This window comes from Ruegeria sp. CDSA193, from assembly GCF_059611885.1.
The window spans coordinates 169,256-187,815 of sequence record NZ_JBXWPN010000004.1; the positions used below are offsets into that span (position 1 = coordinate 169,256).

The 18,560-nt window shown below is 56.6% G+C and carries 21 protein-coding genes; 11 read left to right on the top strand and 10 right to left on the bottom strand.

Annotated elements, in window-relative coordinates; genetic code table 11:
- Nucleotides 1-9 precede the first annotated feature (9 nt).
- From AC2FLG_RS08970 to AC2FLG_RS08980, 3 genes are read left to right on the top strand one after another with little or no spacing between them, the layout of a single operon-like run.
- A complete protein-coding gene (locus tag AC2FLG_RS08970) occupies nt 10-783 on the top strand; it encodes a heme ABC transporter permease (RefSeq protein ID WP_142633092.1) in 774 nt (257 codons plus the stop codon).
- Nucleotides 780-938: a heme exporter protein CcmD gene (gene ccmD, locus AC2FLG_RS08975; protein ID WP_185956600.1), complete on the top strand. Its 159-nt coding sequence runs from the start codon at nt 780-782 to the stop codon at nt 936-938. Before AC2FLG_RS08970 ends, ccmD begins: the two co-directional genes overlap by 4 nt.
- Complete coding sequence (locus AC2FLG_RS08980; protein ID WP_496705897.1) at nt 931-1,470, top strand: DsbE family thiol:disulfide interchange protein; 540 nt, start codon at nt 931-933, stop codon at nt 1,468-1,470. Before ccmD ends, AC2FLG_RS08980 begins: the two co-directional genes overlap by 8 nt.
- Before the next feature lie 199 nt (nt 1,471-1,669).
- Here AC2FLG_RS08980 and acnA read toward each other — a convergent pair whose 3' ends face one another.
- Complete coding sequence (acnA, locus tag AC2FLG_RS08985) at nt 1,670-4,360, bottom strand: aconitate hydratase AcnA (RefSeq protein ID WP_496705899.1); 2,691 nt, start codon at nt 4,358-4,360, stop codon at nt 1,670-1,672.
- A gap of 227 nt (nt 4,361-4,587) precedes the next feature.
- Between acnA and AC2FLG_RS08990 the strand changes: the two genes are divergently transcribed.
- Nucleotides 4,588-5,289: a DUF1223 domain-containing protein gene (locus AC2FLG_RS08990; RefSeq protein ID WP_281971901.1), complete on the top strand. Its 702-nt coding sequence runs from the start codon at nt 4,588-4,590 to the stop codon at nt 5,287-5,289.
- Here AC2FLG_RS08990 and AC2FLG_RS08995 read toward each other — a convergent pair whose 3' ends face one another.
- From AC2FLG_RS08995 to purB, 4 genes are all read right to left on the bottom strand, one after another.
- Nucleotides 5,290-6,213: a lysophospholipid acyltransferase family protein gene (locus AC2FLG_RS08995; RefSeq protein WP_496705901.1), complete on the bottom strand. Its 924-nt coding sequence runs from the start codon at nt 6,211-6,213 to the stop codon at nt 5,290-5,292.
- A 106-nt stretch (nt 6,214-6,319) separates the two neighbouring features.
- Nucleotides 6,320-7,411: a flagellar motor switch protein FliG gene (locus AC2FLG_RS09000; RefSeq protein ID WP_496705903.1), complete on the bottom strand. Its 1,092-nt coding sequence runs from the start codon at nt 7,409-7,411 to the stop codon at nt 6,320-6,322.
- A 69-nt stretch (nt 7,412-7,480) separates the two neighbouring features.
- Nucleotides 7,481-8,026, bottom strand: a complete 546-nt coding sequence (locus tag AC2FLG_RS09005) for a tetratricopeptide repeat protein (protein WP_281971903.1) — start codon at nt 8,024-8,026, stop codon at nt 7,481-7,483.
- A 182-nt stretch (nt 8,027-8,208) separates the two neighbouring features.
- Nucleotides 8,209-9,513, bottom strand: a complete 1,305-nt coding sequence (purB, locus tag AC2FLG_RS09010; RefSeq protein ID WP_142633106.1) for an adenylosuccinate lyase — start codon at nt 9,511-9,513, stop codon at nt 8,209-8,211.
- On the opposite strand from purB, the gene AC2FLG_RS09015 reads away from it, so the two are divergent.
- From AC2FLG_RS09015 to AC2FLG_RS09035, 5 genes are all read left to right on the top strand, one after another.
- Nucleotides 9,504-9,935: a hypothetical protein gene (locus tag AC2FLG_RS09015; protein ID WP_496700547.1), complete on the top strand. Its 432-nt coding sequence runs from the start codon at nt 9,504-9,506 to the stop codon at nt 9,933-9,935. The two genes, purB and AC2FLG_RS09015, sit on opposite strands and share 10 nt — an antisense overlap.
- Nucleotides 9,932-10,354 (top strand): DUF6314 family protein, encoded by a 423-nt coding sequence (locus AC2FLG_RS09020; protein ID WP_496700546.1) that lies wholly within the window; start codon nt 9,932-9,934, stop codon nt 10,352-10,354. The genes AC2FLG_RS09015 and AC2FLG_RS09020 overlap by 4 nt, the downstream gene beginning before the upstream one ends.
- Before the next feature lie 75 nt (nt 10,355-10,429).
- On the top strand, nt 10,430-11,017 hold the full coding sequence (locus AC2FLG_RS09025) for a biotin transporter BioY (RefSeq protein WP_142633110.1): 588 nt from the start codon (nt 10,430-10,432) through the stop codon (nt 11,015-11,017).
- Between the two features lie 136 nt (nt 11,018-11,153).
- Entirely contained in the window at nt 11,154-11,711 is a 558-nt protein-coding gene (locus AC2FLG_RS09030) for a hypothetical protein (protein ID WP_496692354.1), read from the top strand.
- 10 nt (nt 11,712-11,721) lie between these two features.
- Nucleotides 11,722-12,060, top strand: a complete 339-nt coding sequence (locus AC2FLG_RS09035) for a hypothetical protein (RefSeq protein WP_496688465.1) — start codon at nt 11,722-11,724, stop codon at nt 12,058-12,060.
- A 6-nt stretch (nt 12,061-12,066) separates the two neighbouring features.
- On the opposite strand, the gene AC2FLG_RS09040 is transcribed toward AC2FLG_RS09035, so the two are convergent.
- Nucleotides 12,067-13,281 carry a bifunctional alpha/beta hydrolase/OsmC family protein gene (locus AC2FLG_RS09040; RefSeq protein WP_496695854.1) on the bottom strand — a complete coding sequence of 405 codons (1,215 nt, stop codon included), beginning with the start codon at nt 13,279-13,281 and terminating at the stop codon, nt 12,067-12,069.
- 232 nt (nt 13,282-13,513) lie between these two features.
- On the opposite strand from AC2FLG_RS09040, the gene AC2FLG_RS09045 reads away from it, so the two are divergent.
- A complete protein-coding gene (locus tag AC2FLG_RS09045; protein ID WP_496692351.1) occupies nt 13,514-13,696 on the top strand; it encodes a hypothetical protein in 183 nt (60 codons plus the stop codon).
- A 4-nt stretch (nt 13,697-13,700) separates the two neighbouring features.
- On the opposite strand, the gene dddP is transcribed toward AC2FLG_RS09045, so the two are convergent.
- Nucleotides 13,701-15,044, bottom strand: coding sequence for a dimethylsulfonioproprionate lyase DddP (gene dddP / locus AC2FLG_RS09050; RefSeq protein ID WP_496705906.1), 1,344 nt, complete (start codon nt 15,042-15,044; stop codon nt 13,701-13,703).
- A 122-nt stretch (nt 15,045-15,166) separates the two neighbouring features.
- On the opposite strand from dddP, the gene AC2FLG_RS09055 reads away from it, so the two are divergent.
- Complete coding sequence (locus tag AC2FLG_RS09055; protein WP_496705908.1) at nt 15,167-15,910, top strand: heme-dependent oxidative N-demethylase family protein; 744 nt, start codon at nt 15,167-15,169, stop codon at nt 15,908-15,910.
- Between the two features lie 37 nt (nt 15,911-15,947).
- Here AC2FLG_RS09055 and AC2FLG_RS09060 read toward each other — a convergent pair whose 3' ends face one another.
- From AC2FLG_RS09060 to AC2FLG_RS09070, 3 genes are all read right to left on the bottom strand, one after another.
- Nucleotides 15,948-16,862, bottom strand: a complete 915-nt coding sequence (locus AC2FLG_RS09060; protein ID WP_246097123.1) for a hypothetical protein — start codon at nt 16,860-16,862, stop codon at nt 15,948-15,950.
- Nucleotides 16,863-17,059: 197 nt separating this feature from the next.
- Complete coding sequence (locus AC2FLG_RS09065; RefSeq protein ID WP_142633122.1) at nt 17,060-17,848, bottom strand: lytic murein transglycosylase; 789 nt, start codon at nt 17,846-17,848, stop codon at nt 17,060-17,062.
- Between the two features lie 65 nt (nt 17,849-17,913).
- Nucleotides 17,914-18,558 (bottom strand): MSMEG_1061 family FMN-dependent PPOX-type flavoprotein, encoded by a 645-nt coding sequence (locus tag AC2FLG_RS09070; protein ID WP_496692347.1) that lies wholly within the window; start codon nt 18,556-18,558, stop codon nt 17,914-17,916.
- Nucleotides 18,559-18,560: the final 2 nt, after the last annotated feature.

Below are 18,560 nucleotides of genomic sequence, written 5' to 3' on the forward strand. Positions count from 1 at the left end.
ATAAGGCCCATGTCTATCGCAGCCAAAGCCAATACCCTCTGGGAATATGCCAATCCGCGCAAGTTTCTTGCCACCAGTGAACGGGTGATGCCGTTCTTCTGGGGCGCGGCTTTGGTTTGCATCGTCATTGGTCTGGTGTGGGGATTTTTCTTCACACCCGATGATTACAAGCAGGGATCGACCGTCAAGATCATTTACCTGCATGTGCCCGCCGCGCTGATGGCGATTAACTGCTGGCTTATGATGCTGGCGACCTCTCTGGTTTGGCTTGTTCGCCGTCATCATGTCAGTGCGCTGGCTGCGCGCGCGGCCGCACCTGTGGGCATCGTGATGACATTGATTGCGTTGGCAACCGGGGCGATTTGGGGGCAGCCCATGTGGGGCACCTGGTGGGCCTGGGATCCACGTCTGACCTCATTCCTGATCCTGTTCCTCTTCTATTTGGGCTATGTCGCCTTGTGGGAGGCGATCGAAGACCCTGATACGGCTGCCGATCTGACCTCGATCCTGTGTCTGGTGGGGTCGGTCTTTGCTATCCTCAGCCGGTATGCGGTGAATTTCTGGAATCAGGGGCTGCATCAGGGCGCTTCTGTCCTGCGGGCTGGTGCCGTGACTGGAGCGGATACCGAAGAGAAGGTCAGCAATATCTATTTCTATCCTCTGCTGCTGTGCATTGTCGGGTTCGTGTTGTTGTTCATCGCCTTGGTACTTTACCGCACGGGTACTGAAATTCGCACGCGTCGGACCAAGACTCTGCTGGCGCGGGAAAGGGCAAACGGATGATCCCTGATCTTGGAAAATATGCCGATACGGTGCTCTGGTCCTATGTGGTTTCCATCGGGCTTTTGCTGGCGCTGGTTCTGGTCAGCGTGATGCGGGGCCGCAAGAGCCAGGCTGAATTGGAAAAAGTTGAACAGAGGATAAAGCGCAATGGCTAAGATCTCGCCCCTAATGATTGCGCCTCCGTTGATATTTGGTGCCTTTGCTGTACTTGCTGGTATTGGCATGTTCCGTGATGACCCAAACGCTTTGCCCTCGGCCCGTGAGGGCCAAACCGCGCCACCGGTTGTATTAACAGATTTTGCAGGCAAGCCAAAATTTGACGACGCAACGTTGCGCGATGGACAGATCAAGCTTGTGAATTATTGGGCCAGTTGGTGCGCGCCCTGCCGGGTGGAACACCCAAACCTGCAGGCCCTGTCGGATGAAGGCATTCCTGTCTACGGTATCAATTATAAGGACAAGCTGGAAAATGCCGAGGCATTCCTGAACGAACTTGGTGATCCCTATACGGGTATCGGCCGGGATGAACAGGGACGCATGGCGCTAGACTGGGGCGTTTACGGCGTACCGGAAACCTATGTGGTCGACGGCGACGGAACCATTATCCTGCGCTTTGCTGGGCCGATTACCCAGCGCGTCATCGAAGGAACTATTCGGCCCGCTTTGGAAAAGGCTAAGGCCGATTAACGCGGCAGGGTGAGGGAAGAAACACCAGTCTTCTGAATGATCTGGTCACAATCATCCATCTTGGTGCTGTCACCGTAGCCCCTCTGGTTGGGCAGAACCAAGTGGGAGGTCGGTGAAAAAGCCAGGCACAGCATCCTGGCGCAAATGGAACGTAAAAAGGGCGCCCGACCGGGCGCCCTTTTTAGTTTGCTCAGAGATCTTAGTCGGCCTTGGCCAGGTTCCGCAGCACGTAATGCAGCACGCCACCGTTTTCGATATATTCGATTTCGGGCGCGGTATCGATGCGGCACTTAAGGGTTATGGTTTTCTCAGAACCGTCACCGTAGGTGATGGTGCAGGGCACCTCTTGCCGCGGCTGGATCGTATCCAGACCGTGGATCGAGACGGTTTCATCACCCTTCAAGCCCAGCGTTTTGCGCGAGTCGCCACCGGTGAATTCGAACGGTACAACGCCCATGCCAACCAGGTTCGAGCGGTGGATACGCTCAAAGCTTTCGGCGATCACCGCTTTGACACCCAGCAGAGCTGTGCCTTTGGCCGCCCAGTCGCGCGACGATCCGGCGCCGTATTGCTCGCCACCGAATACAACCAGCGGCGTGCCCTGTTCCTGATAGGCCATCGAGGCGTCATAGATTGAAGTCTGCTCGCCATCGGGGCCTTTGGTATAGCCGCCTTCAACCGCGTCCAGCATCTCGTTCTTGATGCGGATATTGGCAAAGGTGCCGCGCATCATGACCTCGTGGTTGCCACGGCGCGACCCGTAAGAGTTGAACTCGCGCGGTTGCACCTGACGGTCGGTTAGATACTTGCCAGCCGGTGTTGTCGTGGCAAACGAGCCTGCAGGCGAGATATGGTCAGTGGTGACCATATCGCCCAGAATGGCCAGAACCTTAGCGTCTTCGATGTTCGAAATTGTGCCCGGCTCGGTCCCCATGCCCTGGAAGTAGGGCGGGTTCTGGATATAGGTCGAGGTCGGTGGCCAGTCATAGGTTTCGGCATCGGTGGTATCGACCGCTTGCCATTTCTCGTCGCCTTTGAAGACGTCTGCATATTTCGACAGGAACGCCTCACGGGTGACCGTCTGTTCGACCAATTCCGCAACTTCTTGCTGGGTTGGCCAGATGTCTTTCATGAAGACATCGTTGCCGTCCTTGTCCTGACCAATCGGCTCGGACGTCAGGTCGATATCCATCGTACCGGCCAGCGCATAGACCACGACCAGCGGCGGTGAGGCCAGATAGTTGGCGCGGACGTCCGGGCTGATACGGCCTTCGAAGTTGCGGTTGCCCGACAGGACAGACGTGGCGACCAGATCGCCTTCGGCAATCGCCTCAGACAGCTCTTTCTGGATCGGACCCGAGTTGCCGATACAGGTCGTGCAGCCATACCCAACAAGGTTAAACCCGATCTTATCCAGATCTTCCTGCAGGCCAGCGGCCTCAAGATAGGCAGATACAACCTGCGATCCCGGTGCCAGCGAGGTCTTGACCCAGGGCTGACGGTTCAGGCCCAAGGCCGCGGCTTTGCGGGCCACCAGACCAGCGCCGATCATCACATATGGGTTCGAGGTGTTGGTGCAGGAGGTGATCGATGCGATCACAACTTTACCGGATTCTAGGGTATAGTCTTCGCCTTTGACGGCGACTTCCTTGCCCATGGGTCGCTTGAACGTCTCGGCCATTTCCCTGGTGAACGCCGCCTTGGCACCGGTCAGAGCAACATAATCCTGGGGGCGCTTCGGGCCCGAGATCGCGGGAACGATGGTGCGCATGTCCAGCGACAGGGTGTCGGTGTAGATCGGTGCGTAATCTGCGTCGCGCCAGAAGCCGTTTTCCTTGGCATAGGCTTCGACCAGCGCGATGCGATCTTCGTCACGGCCGGTGTTACGCAGATAGCGCAGCGTTTCACCGTCAATCGGGAAGAAACCACATGTCGCGCCGTATTCCGGGGCCATGTTGGCGATGGTTGCCCGGTCGGCCAGCGGCAGACGGTCCAGACCTTCGCCGAAAAATTCGACGAATTTGCCCACAACACCCTTTGCGCGCAGCATTTCGACAACCTTCAGAACCAGATCGGTTCCGGTCGTACCTTCAACCAGATCTCCGGTCAGCTCAAAGCCGACAACCTCGGGGATCAGCATCGAGATCGGCTGACCCAGCATAGCGGCTTCGGCCTCGATCCCGCCGACGCCCCAGCCCAGAACGGCCATGCCGTTGACCATGGTGGTGTGGCTGTCAGTGCCGACCAGCGTGTCGGGATAGGCAACCTCGTTGCCATCCTGATCCGTGTCGGTCCAAACGGTCTGCGCCAGATATTCCAGGTTCACCTGGTGACAGATCCCGGTTCCGGGCGGCACAACGCGGAAGTTGTTGAAAGCACCCTGACCCCATTTCAGGAACTGATACCGTTCCATGTTGCGTTCGTATTCGCGGTCAACGTTCATCTGGAACGCGCGCGGGTTGCCGAATTCGTCAATCATGACCGAGTGGTCGATGACCAGATCAACGGGGTTCAGCGGGTTGATCTTCTGCGCGTCGCCGCCCAGAGCCTTGATTCCATCACGCATGGCGGCCAGATCGACCACCGCCGGAACGCCGGTGAAATCCTGCATCAGCACGCGGGCAGGGCGATAGGCGATCTCGCGGGGGTTCTTGCCACCTTTGGCACCCCATTCGGCGAACGCCTTGATGTCGTCGACCGAGACGGAGAACCCGTCATCTTCGAACCGCAACATGTTTTCCAACACCACCTTCAGGGCGGCGGGCAGTTTCGAGAAATCACCCAGGCCGGCCTCTTGCGCGGCGGGGATCGAGTAATACGAGATGGACTTGCCATTCACGCTCAGGCTGCGGCGTGTCTTGGCGGTATCCTGTCCGACTTTGATGGGCATCTGTGGCCTCCCTCTCAAATGACGTGGAATATGGGATTCGCTGAGGGCTATCTGCATCACCCAAGCGCGCGGTTCAAGGTCCAACAGACCAGGTGCGGCAATTTTTGTATACCATTGCACACATTTTTGCGAAAACCTTGTGTCACCGGTCTCAAGAAACCTTGATTGGTGCTTGATCAGCGTTCCGTCTAAACCAGTAATGCACCCCATGAAACCCGAGAGCAAACATGTTCAAATCTGCAACCGCAACCGCGTTGGCGTCCCTGTTCCTGGCTACTTCGGCCATTGCAGAAAGCGGACCCGTAGTGGTGGAGCTGTTCACCTCGCAAGGATGTTCGTCCTGCCCCCCGGCTGACCGGATCATGCACGATCTGGCCAATCGGGATGACGTCATCGGGTTGGCGCTGCATGTGGATTATTGGGACTATATCGGATGGGAGGATGAATATGCCGACCCCACCCATACTGAGCGTCAGCGCAGCTATGCCGGAAATTCCGGGCGTACGGTGATCTATACGCCTCAGATGGTAGTGAATGGTCAGCAGGATATTGTAGGGGCAGATACGGCAAAGCTGGATTACCTGATCGGCGACCATTCCAAGGCCGCTCCGCTGGCGTCGGTTTCGGCCTCGCGTACAGGAGATAACGTAACTGTCGACGTTTCCTCGATCAGTTTGCCACCGGATCAGGTCTATGACATCCGGGTGGTGCAATACACGCCAATGCGCCATGCTTCGATCCGGCGCGGAGAGTTGGCCGGACAAGAACTGGATTATGCCAATGTGGTCGAGGCCTGGACAGTAGCCGGGCAATGGGACGGGACAGCGCCTAAGACCTATAAGGTATCTTTGACGTCAGGTTTACCGGCCGTTGTGTTGGTGCAAGGGGTTGGCCATGGACCGATTATTGCGGCAGCACGCGTTCGCTGATCAAGGCATGTCTTTGGATTGGACGCCTAGCCCGTTCCAGGTTTTCCAGCGACGATGAATCCAGAACCACTGACCCATATGCTGTCGGACGACCGCCTCGAGGTCATCATTGGTGAACTGGGTCATCGTCTTTGGATCCGTATGTGGGACCGGTTCGTGCAGGATGATTTCGAAATCAACCCCATTGGGCTGACGCACTGCATAGCACGGAATCAGGACGGCTTTGTATTTCATGGCCAGTTCAGCATTCAAAACCGACGTCACGGCCGGTTTGCCGAAAAAAGTCAGCTCTTCCCCGCCATGTGCGTGCAGGTCTGACACAATAGCGATGATCCCGCCTTTTTTGAGTGTCCGCACCATTTCGACCATCCCGCGACGGCCTTGTTCGAACATCGGGGCGCCGGTTTTGTAGAACGCATCGACATACATGTCGTTGAAGTAGGGGTTCGCCATTCGACGGTAGAGGCAGCCAATAGGCTGACCGCTGCGTTCTTGAAGGGCGATACGCGCGGCCAGGTAATGGCCGAAATGCGCAGTGATCATCATCACAGGTCGCCCCTCCGCCAAGGCGGAATCAAAGGCGGCAAGACCCGTACCCGTGACTTTGGCAAAGCGTTGGCGCTCTGTGAAATCCTCGGGCGAGAAGTGCTCCATGATCGCGCGCCCGGCGTTGTCAGGAACGGCCTTGCAGATGCGTTTCACTTCGGATTCAGTCAGGTCCGGGCAGGTGAGTTTCAGATTGCTGCGTACTCTTTTCGAGAACCCGACCAACGGTGCAAGGTTTCTCGCTATGGCGCCCATTGTGGCAATGCGTGTCTCATAGGGCAGCAACCGTAACGCTTTGATAACGCCTTTCAGGAACATGCCGGATACATAGTATTTGCCAAGCTCGGACCTGCTTAGTTCAGACTTTTCAACGGGCATCAGAAGGTCTCGGCGTCTGTTGTGAATTGCCGGGTCAGACATACAAGCCGATCGAGGTAACCACAAGCTTTCTGCTCGGCCAGAAATTTTGGCGCGCTTTCTCTCTTTATTCGTCGCCGTCATCATCCCGGAGCGTGATGGTTCCCTCATCGACAAGTGTCCGGATGGCGCCAATGATCTGGGTCATCGCCTCCTCTGCATCGGGTTGTTTGATTTTTCCGACCTCATCCATTTCTTCGCGCAGGTTTTCGGCCATACGCGACGACATGTTGGACAACAGGTAGTCAACCGATGCCCTGTCTCCTTCCGTTTCTGCACCGGCGAGCGCTGTAACCAGGACGGGTTGTTCCACACCGCGTAGAATGGTCGGTACATCGCGGGGCAGAATGCGAGACGGAATATGGGCGAAGGTAAAAATGGATTGGCGAACTATGGTGGCAAAATCGGCGTCTTCTTCTTCTAATGCGCTCAGCAGGCCGTCCCGGGTCGAGGCAGCGGACTGATTCAGTATCGCGCCAACGCGGGCACCCGGTCCGTCGGCAAACGCTGTGGCAGGGCGCTGATCCATCTGAGCCGCCAGCGACCATCCGATCCGCTCGACGGCCTCTGGGCTGACATTTGCTGTTTTCGAAACCGCATAGGTAATACGCCGAGCAACTGGGCCGGGAAGGTGCCCTAGCAGTTGCGCAGCTTTGGCGGTTTCAAGTTTCGATAGCATCACGGCCGCAATCTCAGTGCTTTCGGCCTGCGCCATTTCGGCCAGATCTTCTGTAGGGATCTCTCGCAATCGCTGCCAAGGATCGCCGATCTGGCGTATGCCGGCCACTTTACGCAAACGCGCCGCTGTTGCCGGGGCGATTTTGCCGTTCACCACATCCAAAGCGCCCGCCAGACCATGTGGAAAGGACAGGCCAACACTGTCCAGCGCATCTGCAAATTCATCGGCAACAGCGTCCAAGGTAACCCGGTCGACAAGGCCCATTTTGCCCAGTTGGTGGGTTAGCTTTTCCTGTAAATCGTCGGGGAGCTCTTCCAGCGGAATGTCCGCCCCATCATTCAGCAAGAGACGCACAACCACCGCCGCCTTTTGTCGGCTGCTGAGGCTGCGGGCCACCAAGCGAAGGTCGTCATCGTTTTCTTTGGCCAGCTGGGCAGAAGCCCCCGGGGCCACCTGTACCAATGTGTTTGTGTTCTGCATCTGCCTGCGGTGCCAAAGTTCCTGTTCCACAGGCAGATTACAGAGAGTCGGGTAAAGAAAGGCTGAAGCTTAGTAGTTGTAGGTCAGTCCGGTGCGGATCGCCTCGCGCAGGGAAACCTCTGCCCAGGTTCCTTCGCCGCCACGTGCTTTGATTTCACGCCACTGCGCAATCGCCAGATCAGTTTTACCCTCGGCGACAAAGCCTTGCGCCATATAGGAACGTGCCAGGATATTGTCGGGATTTGCGTTAATTGCACCTTCATAGAACAGGTTCGCCAGTTCCAGCTTGCCCATCTTCCGATAGGTAAATCCCCAATAGGTCAAGACGCGATCGTCATTCTGGTCCATCACGCGCAGCACGCCTTGGGCGTTTTTGAACTGCCCGTCATAGGCCAGTTCACGCACGGCGTGGTACAGCTGATCCTGAGTGAAATTGGTGTTGCTGGGCTTTACGCATTTGCCCGCGGCCTCATCATAGACCCGTCCGAACAGACATTTCTTGGTGGTGTTTGTTGTTTTTGGCGGCGTCGATCCCCCGCCGCCACCTGCGGCATGAACCATGGGGGCAAATGTAAGGGCCTGAATTGCAATAACCGAAGCTAGGATGAGGCGCATAATTGGTCTCCGTTCGTAGGGCTGCTCAGAATAAGCATAGCGCGTTCTATACAAAAGCTAACAACTGATCGCGCGAATTTATTCACAAGTTTGAAAGCGGGAATGATCCTGCCGTGATCAAGCAAAGAAAAACCCGCACAAAAATTTTGTGCGGGTCAGTATTGCAGAGTCTTTACGAAATTTTACTCGCCAAACACCCGGGCAAAGATCGTATCGACATGTTTGGTGTGATAGCCGAGATCGAATTTCTCTTCGATCTCCTCCTTGCTCAACGCGGCGGTCACGTCAGTATCCGCCAGAAGTTCTTCTTTGAAGTCTGTGCGGTGTTCCCAGACCTTCAACGCGTTGCGTTGAACCATAGCATAAGCCTCTTCCCGGCTGACCCCTGCCTGCGTCAGCGCCAGCAGAACCCGCTGGCTCATCACTAGACCGGGGAACTTGTTCATGTTCTCCATCATGTTCTCGGGGAAGATCAGCATTTTGTCGATCACGCCCGTCAGTCGAGCCAGAGCAAAATCCAGTGTGATCGTGGCGTCCGGCCCAATCATGCGTTCCACCGAGGAGTGTGAGATGTCGCGTTCGTGCCAGAGCGCCACATTCTCCATCGCCGGGATCACCGCCGCGCGCACCATGCGCGCCAGCCCGGTCAGGTTCTCGGTCAGTACAGGGTTCTTCTTGTGCGGCATCGCCGACGACCCTTTCTGCCCCATCGAGAAGAACTCGGCCCCCTCAAGAACCTCGGTCCGCTGCATGTGACGGATTTCAATGGCAACGTTTTCGATGCTGCTGGCGATCACGCCCAACGTGGCAAAGAACGCGGCATGGCGGTCGCGGGGGATGACCTGCGTGCTGATCGGTTCGGGCACCAGTCCCAGCTTGTCGCAGACATGCTCTTCGACCTGAGGGTCGATATTGGCAAAGGTGCCGACCGCGCCGCTGATCGCACCTGTTGCAATCTCGGCCCGTGCGTCGCGCATGCGGGATAGGTTGCGATCCATCTCGGCATAAAAGCGCGCGAATGTCAGGCCCATTGTGGTGGGCTCGGCGTGGATGCCGTGGCTGCGGCCGATGCGGACAGTGTCCTTATGTTCGATCGCGCGGCGTTTCAGAGCGGCCAGCAAACCTTCGAGGTCGGCGATCAGGATGTCGGCAGCGCGGGTCAGCTGAACGTTGAAACAGGTGTCCAGCACGTCCGAGCTGGTCATGCCCTGATGCACAAACCGTGCCTCATCGCTGCCGACATGCTCTGCCAAATGGGTCAGAAAAGCGATGACATCGTGTTTGGTGACGGCCTCAATCTCATCAATGCGGGCCACATCGAATTCCACATCCTTGGCCTTCCACACGGCATCGGCGTTTTCACGCGGGATCACGCCCAGATCGGCCATGGCGTCACAGGCATGGGCCTCGATCTCGTACCAGATGCGGAACTTCGTCTCGGGCGACCAGATGGCGACCATGTCGGGGCGGGAATAACGTGGAATCATTGGCAGCGGCACCTTTTTATGATTTGGCAGAGGTCGTTGCGGCGCGGTTTAAACCCAGCCGCCCTACGGAACAAGGCGCGAGTGCGGTGATGAGACGGTTTGCCCTGATTTTATCCCTTTGGCCTGGTGTTGCGGCAGCGACAGAGTTCTGGCCGCTGACGGGTGATGAAATTACCGAAACCTTGTCGGGCAAAAAACTAACTTATGGCGACGGCATCTGGCAAACATTCGACCAAAGCGGGGTGACCCATTTTTTTTCGGGTCGTCCCAGCACCGGAAAGTGGGCCGTGCAGGGCGATCAGTATTGCTCGGTTTGGCCGCCTTCGGATATCTGGGCGTGTTATGATGTTCTGCAAAGCGGTGTCATCATTCGATTTATTGACGGCGCAGGCGAGATCACAGACGGGTATTATCCCGAATGACCTTTCCAAACGAACTGACCGACTTCGAAGGGGACTGGAGCCTGTCACGCACCATTCGGGATGCGCGGGCCGGGCAGGTAGTTTTGGCCGATGGCTCTGCGCGATTCACAAGGTCCAAAGACGGTCTGATCTATGACGAGACGGTAACTCTGCGTATTCCGGGCCAGCCCGAGATGATGGGAACGCGCCGATACCTGTGGCACGACAAGGGCGAAAGCGTTGCGGTGCATTTTGATGACGGGCGTTATTTCCACGCTCTCAAGCTGGGCCAGGCGCAGGCTGCGGATCACCATAATTGCTCGCCAGACAGCTATGACGCAGTCTATGATTTCTCAGGCTGGCCCTGCTGGAGGGTCCGTTGGACCGTGTCCGGCCCCCGGAAATCATACGAAATGAATACGGAATACATGCTGCGGTAGCGTAATCATCTTGCAGATGCGGCGCTGACAGGGCATTCCTGTTGCAGAATCTCGGTCCGTTTAGGGAGAAACAACATGAATGCGAACGTATTGGCCAATGCATTTGGCCCACGTGAAGGGACGGCGCTGCGCGTCAAACAGGTGGTTTTGGTTGCTTTGGGCATCGTTGCCTTGGCCGTCGCCGCCAAGATCAAAGTGCCGATGTGGCCGGTTCCAATCACCATGGGTACATTTGCGGTTCTGACCATCGGCACCGCCTATGGCGCACGGCTGGGTCTGGTAACCATGATGGGCTATCTGCTGATCGGCGCGCTGGGCTTTGACGTGTTCGCGGGCTCTTCGGCTGAAAAATTCGGCCTTACTTACATGATGGGTGGCACAGGCGGCTACCTAGTCGGATATGTGCTGGCAACCCTGATGCTGGGTACGCTGGCCGCGCGCGGCTGGGACCGTTCGGTCGTGAAAATGGCGTTGGCGCTGGTTCTGGCCAACGTTCTGATCTATGTCCCCGGCCTGCTGTGGCTGGGCCAGCTCTATGGCTGGGACCAGCCGATCCTGGCATGGGGCCTGACACCATTCCTGGTGGGTGATGCGATCAAGCTCGCGCTGGCCGCGCTGCTGATCCCCGGCCTGTGGAAGCTGGTGGGCGACGCCCGCACCTAAACCACAGTCAACCTAGTTGACATGAACCGCGCCCGGAGCGATCCCGGCGCGGTTTTTTGTTGCGCCAACAAGAGGCTGGACAAAACCGGTCGACACAGTTCAAGCTGTAGCAATAGAAACAACAGGTTATTCAGATATGCCTAATCTATTGAGGGCTGTAACCCTTTCCTGCGCGGTTGTTTGCGCCGGGGCAGGGAGTGCAAAAGCCGAAACACCGATCACCTATACTGATGAAGGGCGCGCCTTGTTCAGCTTTGCGGTACCAGATTTTTGGTCGGTTCGTACTGGCGGCCCGCGTGAGGTCGATGACACCGAGCTGAACGATCCCCGCGCGGTTGCCCGAGTCATGGGGATCAAACCGGTAACGGATGACAGCGTATGGATTGGATTTGTCTCGCCATCTGGTGTGTCATCCATCGACGGTGGCCTGCGATACCTTCAGGATATCGACAAGTTTCTGGTCAAAGATCCGATCGTTTCGGAAACAGTCGCAACCCGGATCGGAGGTCTGCCAGCGCGGGTTATCCGCGGTACCGGCACCCGTGATCGGCGGGGGATAAATTTCACGGCCACAGTGATTGACTTGCCGCGTGATCGCGTGGCTGTCGCAGTGGCCGTATTAAGAGACGGCGCCGATCCTGGCTATGTGGACGACCTGAATGCCGTATTCGCGTCATTCCGGTCGCTTCAGTGAGGAGGTTTGGATGACTCGTAAGCTGATGAAACGGTCGATCGCCGCGCTGGTATTCGGTTTGACCAGTATCACCTTGTCTGCCTGCGACGGCGTGACGGTTGGTGTGGGATACGGATATGATCCGTTCTATGACTCGATGCTTTGGAACGACTACTATCACGACGTTGATGTGGACATTGATGTAAATCGTCCACCGCAAGGTAAGCCTCCGGTCAAACCCAAACCTCCGGTCGCCAAGCCCCCGGCGCGCCCACGCCCCCCTGTCGCCAAGCCCCCGGCACGTCCACCGGTTGCCCGGCCGCCAGTTGCCCGGCCGCCTATTCACCGCCCGTCACCGCGGCGGCGCTGATGCGGATCACGACAGCAATTCCGTCGTGATTTTCGCTGTTCCTTCAAGTGTCCTGTGAACAGGGCACTTGTCGGCGATTTCAAGCAGACGTGCGCGCTGATCCTGATCCAAGGGGCCCTCGAGCCGGATTTTGCGGCGGAACAGATCGACCTTGTTGTCAGTGATCAGACCCGCATCCTGTGCGTGGACCTTGTTATGGCAAACATCGACAGTGATGCCTGTTAGTGGCCAGCCCTTGCGCCGCGCATACATCCGGATTGTCATCGAAGTACAGGCTCCCAGACCCGATGACACAAAGCCATAGGGCGACATACCGCGGTCGGTGCCTCCATATGAGGCCGGTTCGTCCGCAACAGCATGATGCTTGGGGCCGGACTGAATGTCTTGCTGGAATCCGTTGGGATCGGCCTCAGTCACCCGCACTACGCCTTCGGGCGCACCCGGTGGTGGGGCAGGCGGGCGCAGCACCACATAGCGCGTAACCCAAGCCGCTATTACATCTGCAGCATATTCCGCATCCGCCGCGCGTGTAATCAGGTGATCAGCGTCGTCCAGCGTCACGAAGCTTTTGGGATGTTTGGCTGCCAGAAAGATCGCGCTTGCATTGTCGATACTAACCGTTTCGTCGCGTGGCGCATGAAGTATCAGCAGCGCGGCCTTCAAATCCGCAATCGCAGGGGTTAGCGCGGATTGGGCGATATCTTCGACGAACGCTCTGCCAATACGGAACGGGCGACCACCCAAAGTGACCTCGGCCGATCCCTCTTGTTGGATTTCCGACAGTGCGGCGTCGAAATGGTGCGAGACATGCCCTGGATCGGCAGGCGCGCCCAGCGTAACAACGGCCTTAACACTCGAAATACCAGCTCGGGCGCGCAGAACCGCTGCCCCTCCGAGAGAATGCCCGATCAGCAGAGACGGGGACATGTTCCGTCCAGCCAGATACCGTGAGGCGGCGATCAGATCCTCAACATTCGAGGTGAAAGTGGTGTTTGCAAATTCGCCGTCTGAATGACCCAAGCCTGTGAAATCAAACCGCAATACCGCGATACCCATCGCTGCCAGACGGGCTGCGATCCTGCGCGCGGCCGGGATATCTTTTGAACAGGTAAAGCAATGGGCAAACAATGCCGTAGCAAGGACAGGCCCGTCCGGCAGGTCGAGGCGCGCAGCCAGTTGGTGGCCGTCGTGACCGGCAAAGGTGATGCGTTCGGTGGGCATGGCAGTTCCTTACGTCATGAGGTGCCTCAATATTGTGGCCGCCAGCGAGGGGTCTCAACCCCTATGTAAGAAGCGTCACGGGAAGGTGAGACTGGGTCAGGGGCGGGCGGAGTTCTGGTGCGATAGATTGCATCAACTTTTGTGATGCATCACCAGTCAAACATTCACTTTAATAAAGCGAACGCCACCCTCATCTTGAGCCTGTCGAACACAACCAGCCACGGAGGCAACAATGGTACATCTCACTTCTCAGCCACATGGCACAAATCTTCGAGTAGATTTACTGATCGCTATCGCCGTAACTGCGGTCGTCAGTTTTGCCGCGGGTCAGAACTGGACACAGCCGACATCTTTTGCCAGCACCGAAATCGAGGACTGGCATGGGAACGTCAAACGGTCAAACTGGCCGAACTGAGGGGTCAGGCCAGCCCCATAAGCTGTGGGTCAAAGGGATAGGTGGACAGGTTTTCATACCCATCCTCAGTGATCAGAACCTGATCTTCGAGTTTGATTGAGAAATCTGCACCTACCTCGCCAACCGCAGCTTCGACGCATAGAACCATGCCCGGTTCCAGCGGATAATCATAAGCGCCGGCGACGGCCTTGTCCGGATAGGCGACCAGAGGCCACTCGTCACACAGGCCAACGCCGTGCATCAGGCAGCCGTATTTCTGGTCCTGAAACTTGCTATCCAACCTATGGCTGTTGGCGGTCAGTTCAGGGATCATAACGCCGGGTTTCAGCATCTCCATATTTGTCATGATATGCTCATGCGCGTGCTGCATGGCATAGACCATATCCGGGCGGGGTTTCTCGTCCCCGATCCACCAAGTGCGCGAGATATCGATGCAGATGCCGTAAGACCCGATCAAATCGGTATCGAAGGCGATGATTTCATTCTTTTGCGTGATCCGGGGACCACATTCCTGAAACCACGGGTTGGTGCGTTGGCCCGAGGCCAGCAGGCGGGTTTCGATCCATTCCCCGCCGCGCCGGATGTTTTCGGCATGCAGAATGGCCCAGATGTCGTCTTCCGAGGTTCTTCCGTCTCCGACATTAGCGCGGGCAAATGCCTCCATCTCGGCCACCGCGGTCTCGCAGGCGTGGTTGGCACATCGCATCGCCAGAATTTCGTCCGGGCCTTTCACGGCGCGGGACTTTTCAGTGACTTCCTCGCCTTCCATGATCTCGAACCCCTGGGCCTCAAGGGCGCGCAAACCGTGCAGCATGATCTTGTCCACAGCCAGCCGCTTGTTACCGCCGCCATGCGCATCAATCAGCGCCCGCACTTCGTTCGAGAGTACATCCGCGGCAACATCGACCTTGTCGCCGCGATCGAAATAGAACAGGTCGGCGCCCGACCGCTGTTCCTTCACTAATGGGTTGAATTGGCTTAGAAAAGGTGAGTTTTTATAGTCCCAGATCACCATATACCCGTCGGCACATAACAGCACTGCGCGGAAGGGGTTATGCGTGTTCCAGAGCTGCATGTTGGTGCTGTCTGTGGCGTATCGAATGTTCAGAGGATCAAACATCAACAAGCCACCATAGCCACGATCAACGATGGCCTTGGTCAGACGTTTCCACCTATACTCACGCATCCTCTCAAGGTTCGGCAAGGACAGGCCGGCGGCTTCCCATTCGGCGAAGGCCAGCTGTGTGGGGCCGATCTCGATCCGGTCCAAATCATTGGGAGTGCCGTCCCCAAGCGCTGTGCCTTTGGTGGGGTCGATCTTGCGGATATCTCTATGGTGACGGTTCATAGTAGCCCTCCCTGCCTGTCTATCGAGCGTGAAGAAGCATTCTTTCAGCGTCTTGATAATTTGCGACCGCCATCCGTCGCTTTTTGACCGACAAGTCGAAGTGCCGATGTTAGGTCGGGTTCATGACGACCATTTTGCAGACCTCTACTCCCTATGATCCTTTGAAACCCCGCCCGCTGCCGGGTATTCAGCCCGCCAGTATGGAAACTTGGTTGCATCAGGACGAAGCGTTCGCGGCCCAGATGGAATATCGGGAAGCGTTGCTGAAAGAGCGTCACGCTGATGTTCTTGCGCTGGCGCTCGAAGCCGAACCAGCCGCACAAGAAGTCTTGGACCTGGTGTTGCAATATGCGTACCCCGGATGCTCAGACCTCGTCACGAGAGCCGATGGGCAGAAGGTCCAGATTGATCGGCAGGCCCCAATGGAGACCCTTTGCAGGCTTGTGCAAGAGGATATCTGTATCTTGCAAAAGCAAGGGGACGAACATGTTTTGACTGGCGCGGTTTTGTGTTTTCCAGCCAGTTGGCGACTGTCAGAAAAATTCATGCGTCCCCTGATCGACATCCATGTACCGGTCAACAGCTACGACGAAAGCATCGCGCGCCGTGTCCAGCGGTTGTTTGATGGAATTCAGCCCGATAAGCCGCTCTGGCGGTTTAATGCGCTGTGGTATGAGGATGCCGATCTGCATCAGCCTCGAAGCGCTACAGAACCGCGCGAGGTCAGTTCACCCGGAGACGCGTGCTATTTGCGCAGCGAGAGGCAAACATTGTTGCGGCTGCCGAAAACGCGGGCTGTGGTTTTTTCGATCCACACCTATGTTCTTGAGGCTGGAAGCCTTCGCCAAAAAGAAAACCCCACCTGACGGCGGGGCTTCCTAGGAGGGTCTTATTGGAATTAGTCTACATGCCTAAAGCAGTTGCCACACCGGCAAAGGCACCGCTGGTGCTGAGCGCTGATATTGCAACCGAATAGGCAAGTACCTGAGTATTCAGGCGGAAATCTTCACCTCGGATCAGGTTGACGGCAGCCATCGAGGCCGCGATCGGGACCGACACGCTGGCCACGGCACCCGTAAGTCCCCAACTGGTAAGTCGCAGGATATCATTGGGTTTCTCGTGGTCGAGGGGGGGAGTGTCGGTCCGATCATCCGGTTTCTGCTCGATCGGTTCTGTCCGAAAAGCAATGCTAAGCAACTGCTCGTCTGACAGCTGGATTGGCCGCGCATGTGAGGTCTGCGTTTTGTTTCTTGGCTCATCCAGATCTTCTGTCTCCGTTAATTCAAGACCTGCAAACGGCCCGGAAACGGATTCGAAAATTTGTTTTCTGTCCCGCTGTTTAACGGGCGCCAGAGTGTCAAAAGCACTCATGAATTGTTCCATGGTCAGGACTGTATTCGGAGACAGCCATTCCACGCGCTGAGTCGCACAGATATCAACCATACGATACAGGATCACAACAAGCATAAGCTCCGAGATCTCGCTGTCGTCCAGCAAGGCGGAAACAGGGGTAATTGTGACCGTCAACCGGTTTTCGGGCAGGGTCACCCGGGGTTTCGAGACGGTCCTCAGACCGGCCGCACGGTCCCGCCGTTCAAACCGGTCTTCTGTTTCAGCCAGTTGGGTATCCAGCGTAAGGCGCACAAGGTACTGACTTGAGACGATGCTCGCCTCGGTCGTGTTCAAGATCGTTTTGCGCTCAACAAGATGGCCGTAATCTTCCAGGGTCGCCGCCACGATGGCACCAAACCGCTCGATCGCGCCATTGGTCTTGCCTGTGAACTGCAGGCCGCCGTGATAGCTGTGCTTCGGAGTCACTGCGCATTCCTTTGTGCATTCCGTCAGATGACTCAAATTATCAACAGATAAGGGAAAGAATTGGGCGGAAATGGAAAAAAATGAGAAATCGGCAAGATTGATTACGCATTGGAAACCTAGGCATTTTAAGGGCTATTTAGCGTCTGTGGCGACAATGTGTCTGAATTGCGGTCGTCCTACATGACAGACCGACACAATCATCCGTCGATTCGAGCAGCCATGATTGCGATGGATTCTTGGTACACCGTCGCGGCATTCCACTGTTGAATGACCGCGAAATTCGGTTGGCCCGGTTGATATCCGCGTCCGGGCTTCCAGCCCTTTTTACGCAGGAAATTAGCGGTCGAGGCCAGCGCATCGGTCATATTGTAGAAATCGACCTGACCGTCACCCGTGGCATCCACACCGTATTCCAGGGCATTGCCCGGCAGAAACTGTGTATGTCCCAGCTCACCATGCTTGGCACCAACAGTGTTGGTCGTAATGCTGCCTTGATCGACCAGCTTCAGTGCTCCGATAGCGTGGGGGACGAAGAACTCGGATCGGCGACAATCATAGGCCAAAGTGGTTATTGCTGACACAACCTGGCTGTCACCCATGAAATTTCCAAATCCTGTTTCCATTCCGTGAATAGCGATCAGAACGCCTGCTGGCACCCCATACTGGCGCTCGAGCGTCGCATAGAACTGAGGGTTCCTGGCTTTGCGCTTACGGCCCTGCGCTACGATGGTATCCGCGCCGCGGATCTGCATGAATTTGTCCAGCGAGTATTTAAAACTCTTTTGGTTTCGGTCCGCGGCAATGGTTCGGGTGGCGTATTGGCTTTGGCTCAGCGCCTGCAATCCCTTCTTTTTTACTCCCGCGCGCTGGGCCTGCTTCGCGAAATCCCGCTTCCAGGTCTCAAATCCATTTCCGGTGTTGCCACAGGGGGCCGCTGCCGCAAAGCCAGGTAGAGAGATTGCCAAAATAAGAGCAAGCCGAAGCATCTTGTAATCCGATCCAATGAAATGACAGGGGCAGCCTAGGCAGGGAAGCCGCACACGAAAAGGGGTTAATAAAGGTCGAGTTCCCCGGTGCCCTTCAGGCTATCAAACCATTCATCCGGCGTTTTGTCGATTTTGGCGTGCTTGACCATCATGGCGTTCATATTGGGAAGCCCTGATGAATCTGGCCAGTTTTCAGGTTGCCACATATCCGACCGGATGACGCATTTAGGGCAATGTGCAAAAGCGGTCTCGATATGAATCATAAGGGCTAGCTTAGGCGCGCGATTATTCACTGCCATACTGTTCAGCAAGTCCGGGTCAATACATATGCGCGCGGTTCCTCGGATGCGCAAAGTCTCCAGCTTGCCAGGCACTAGGAAGATCACACTGACACGCGGGTCCTGTATTATATTGTGAAACGTGTCAGTCCGCTTGTTGCCTGGGCGGTCGGGAATGGCGATCAGAGTGTCTGAGATCAGCCGAACAAACCCTTCGGGATCCCCACGAGGAGAAATATCCAGATAACCACCCGGATTGGCCGAAGCGATCAGGCAGAAGGTCGACTTGGCGATAAAGTCGCGGCACATGCCGTCCAGCGCGGCTTGTTCCTTGGCGATGATCTGGGGAAGGGGCGCGCCGGTGATGCGCTCCAGTCCCTCTTTCGAAGTGACGAAATCCGAGAACGGGGCGAATGCGGTTTCGGCTGACATGC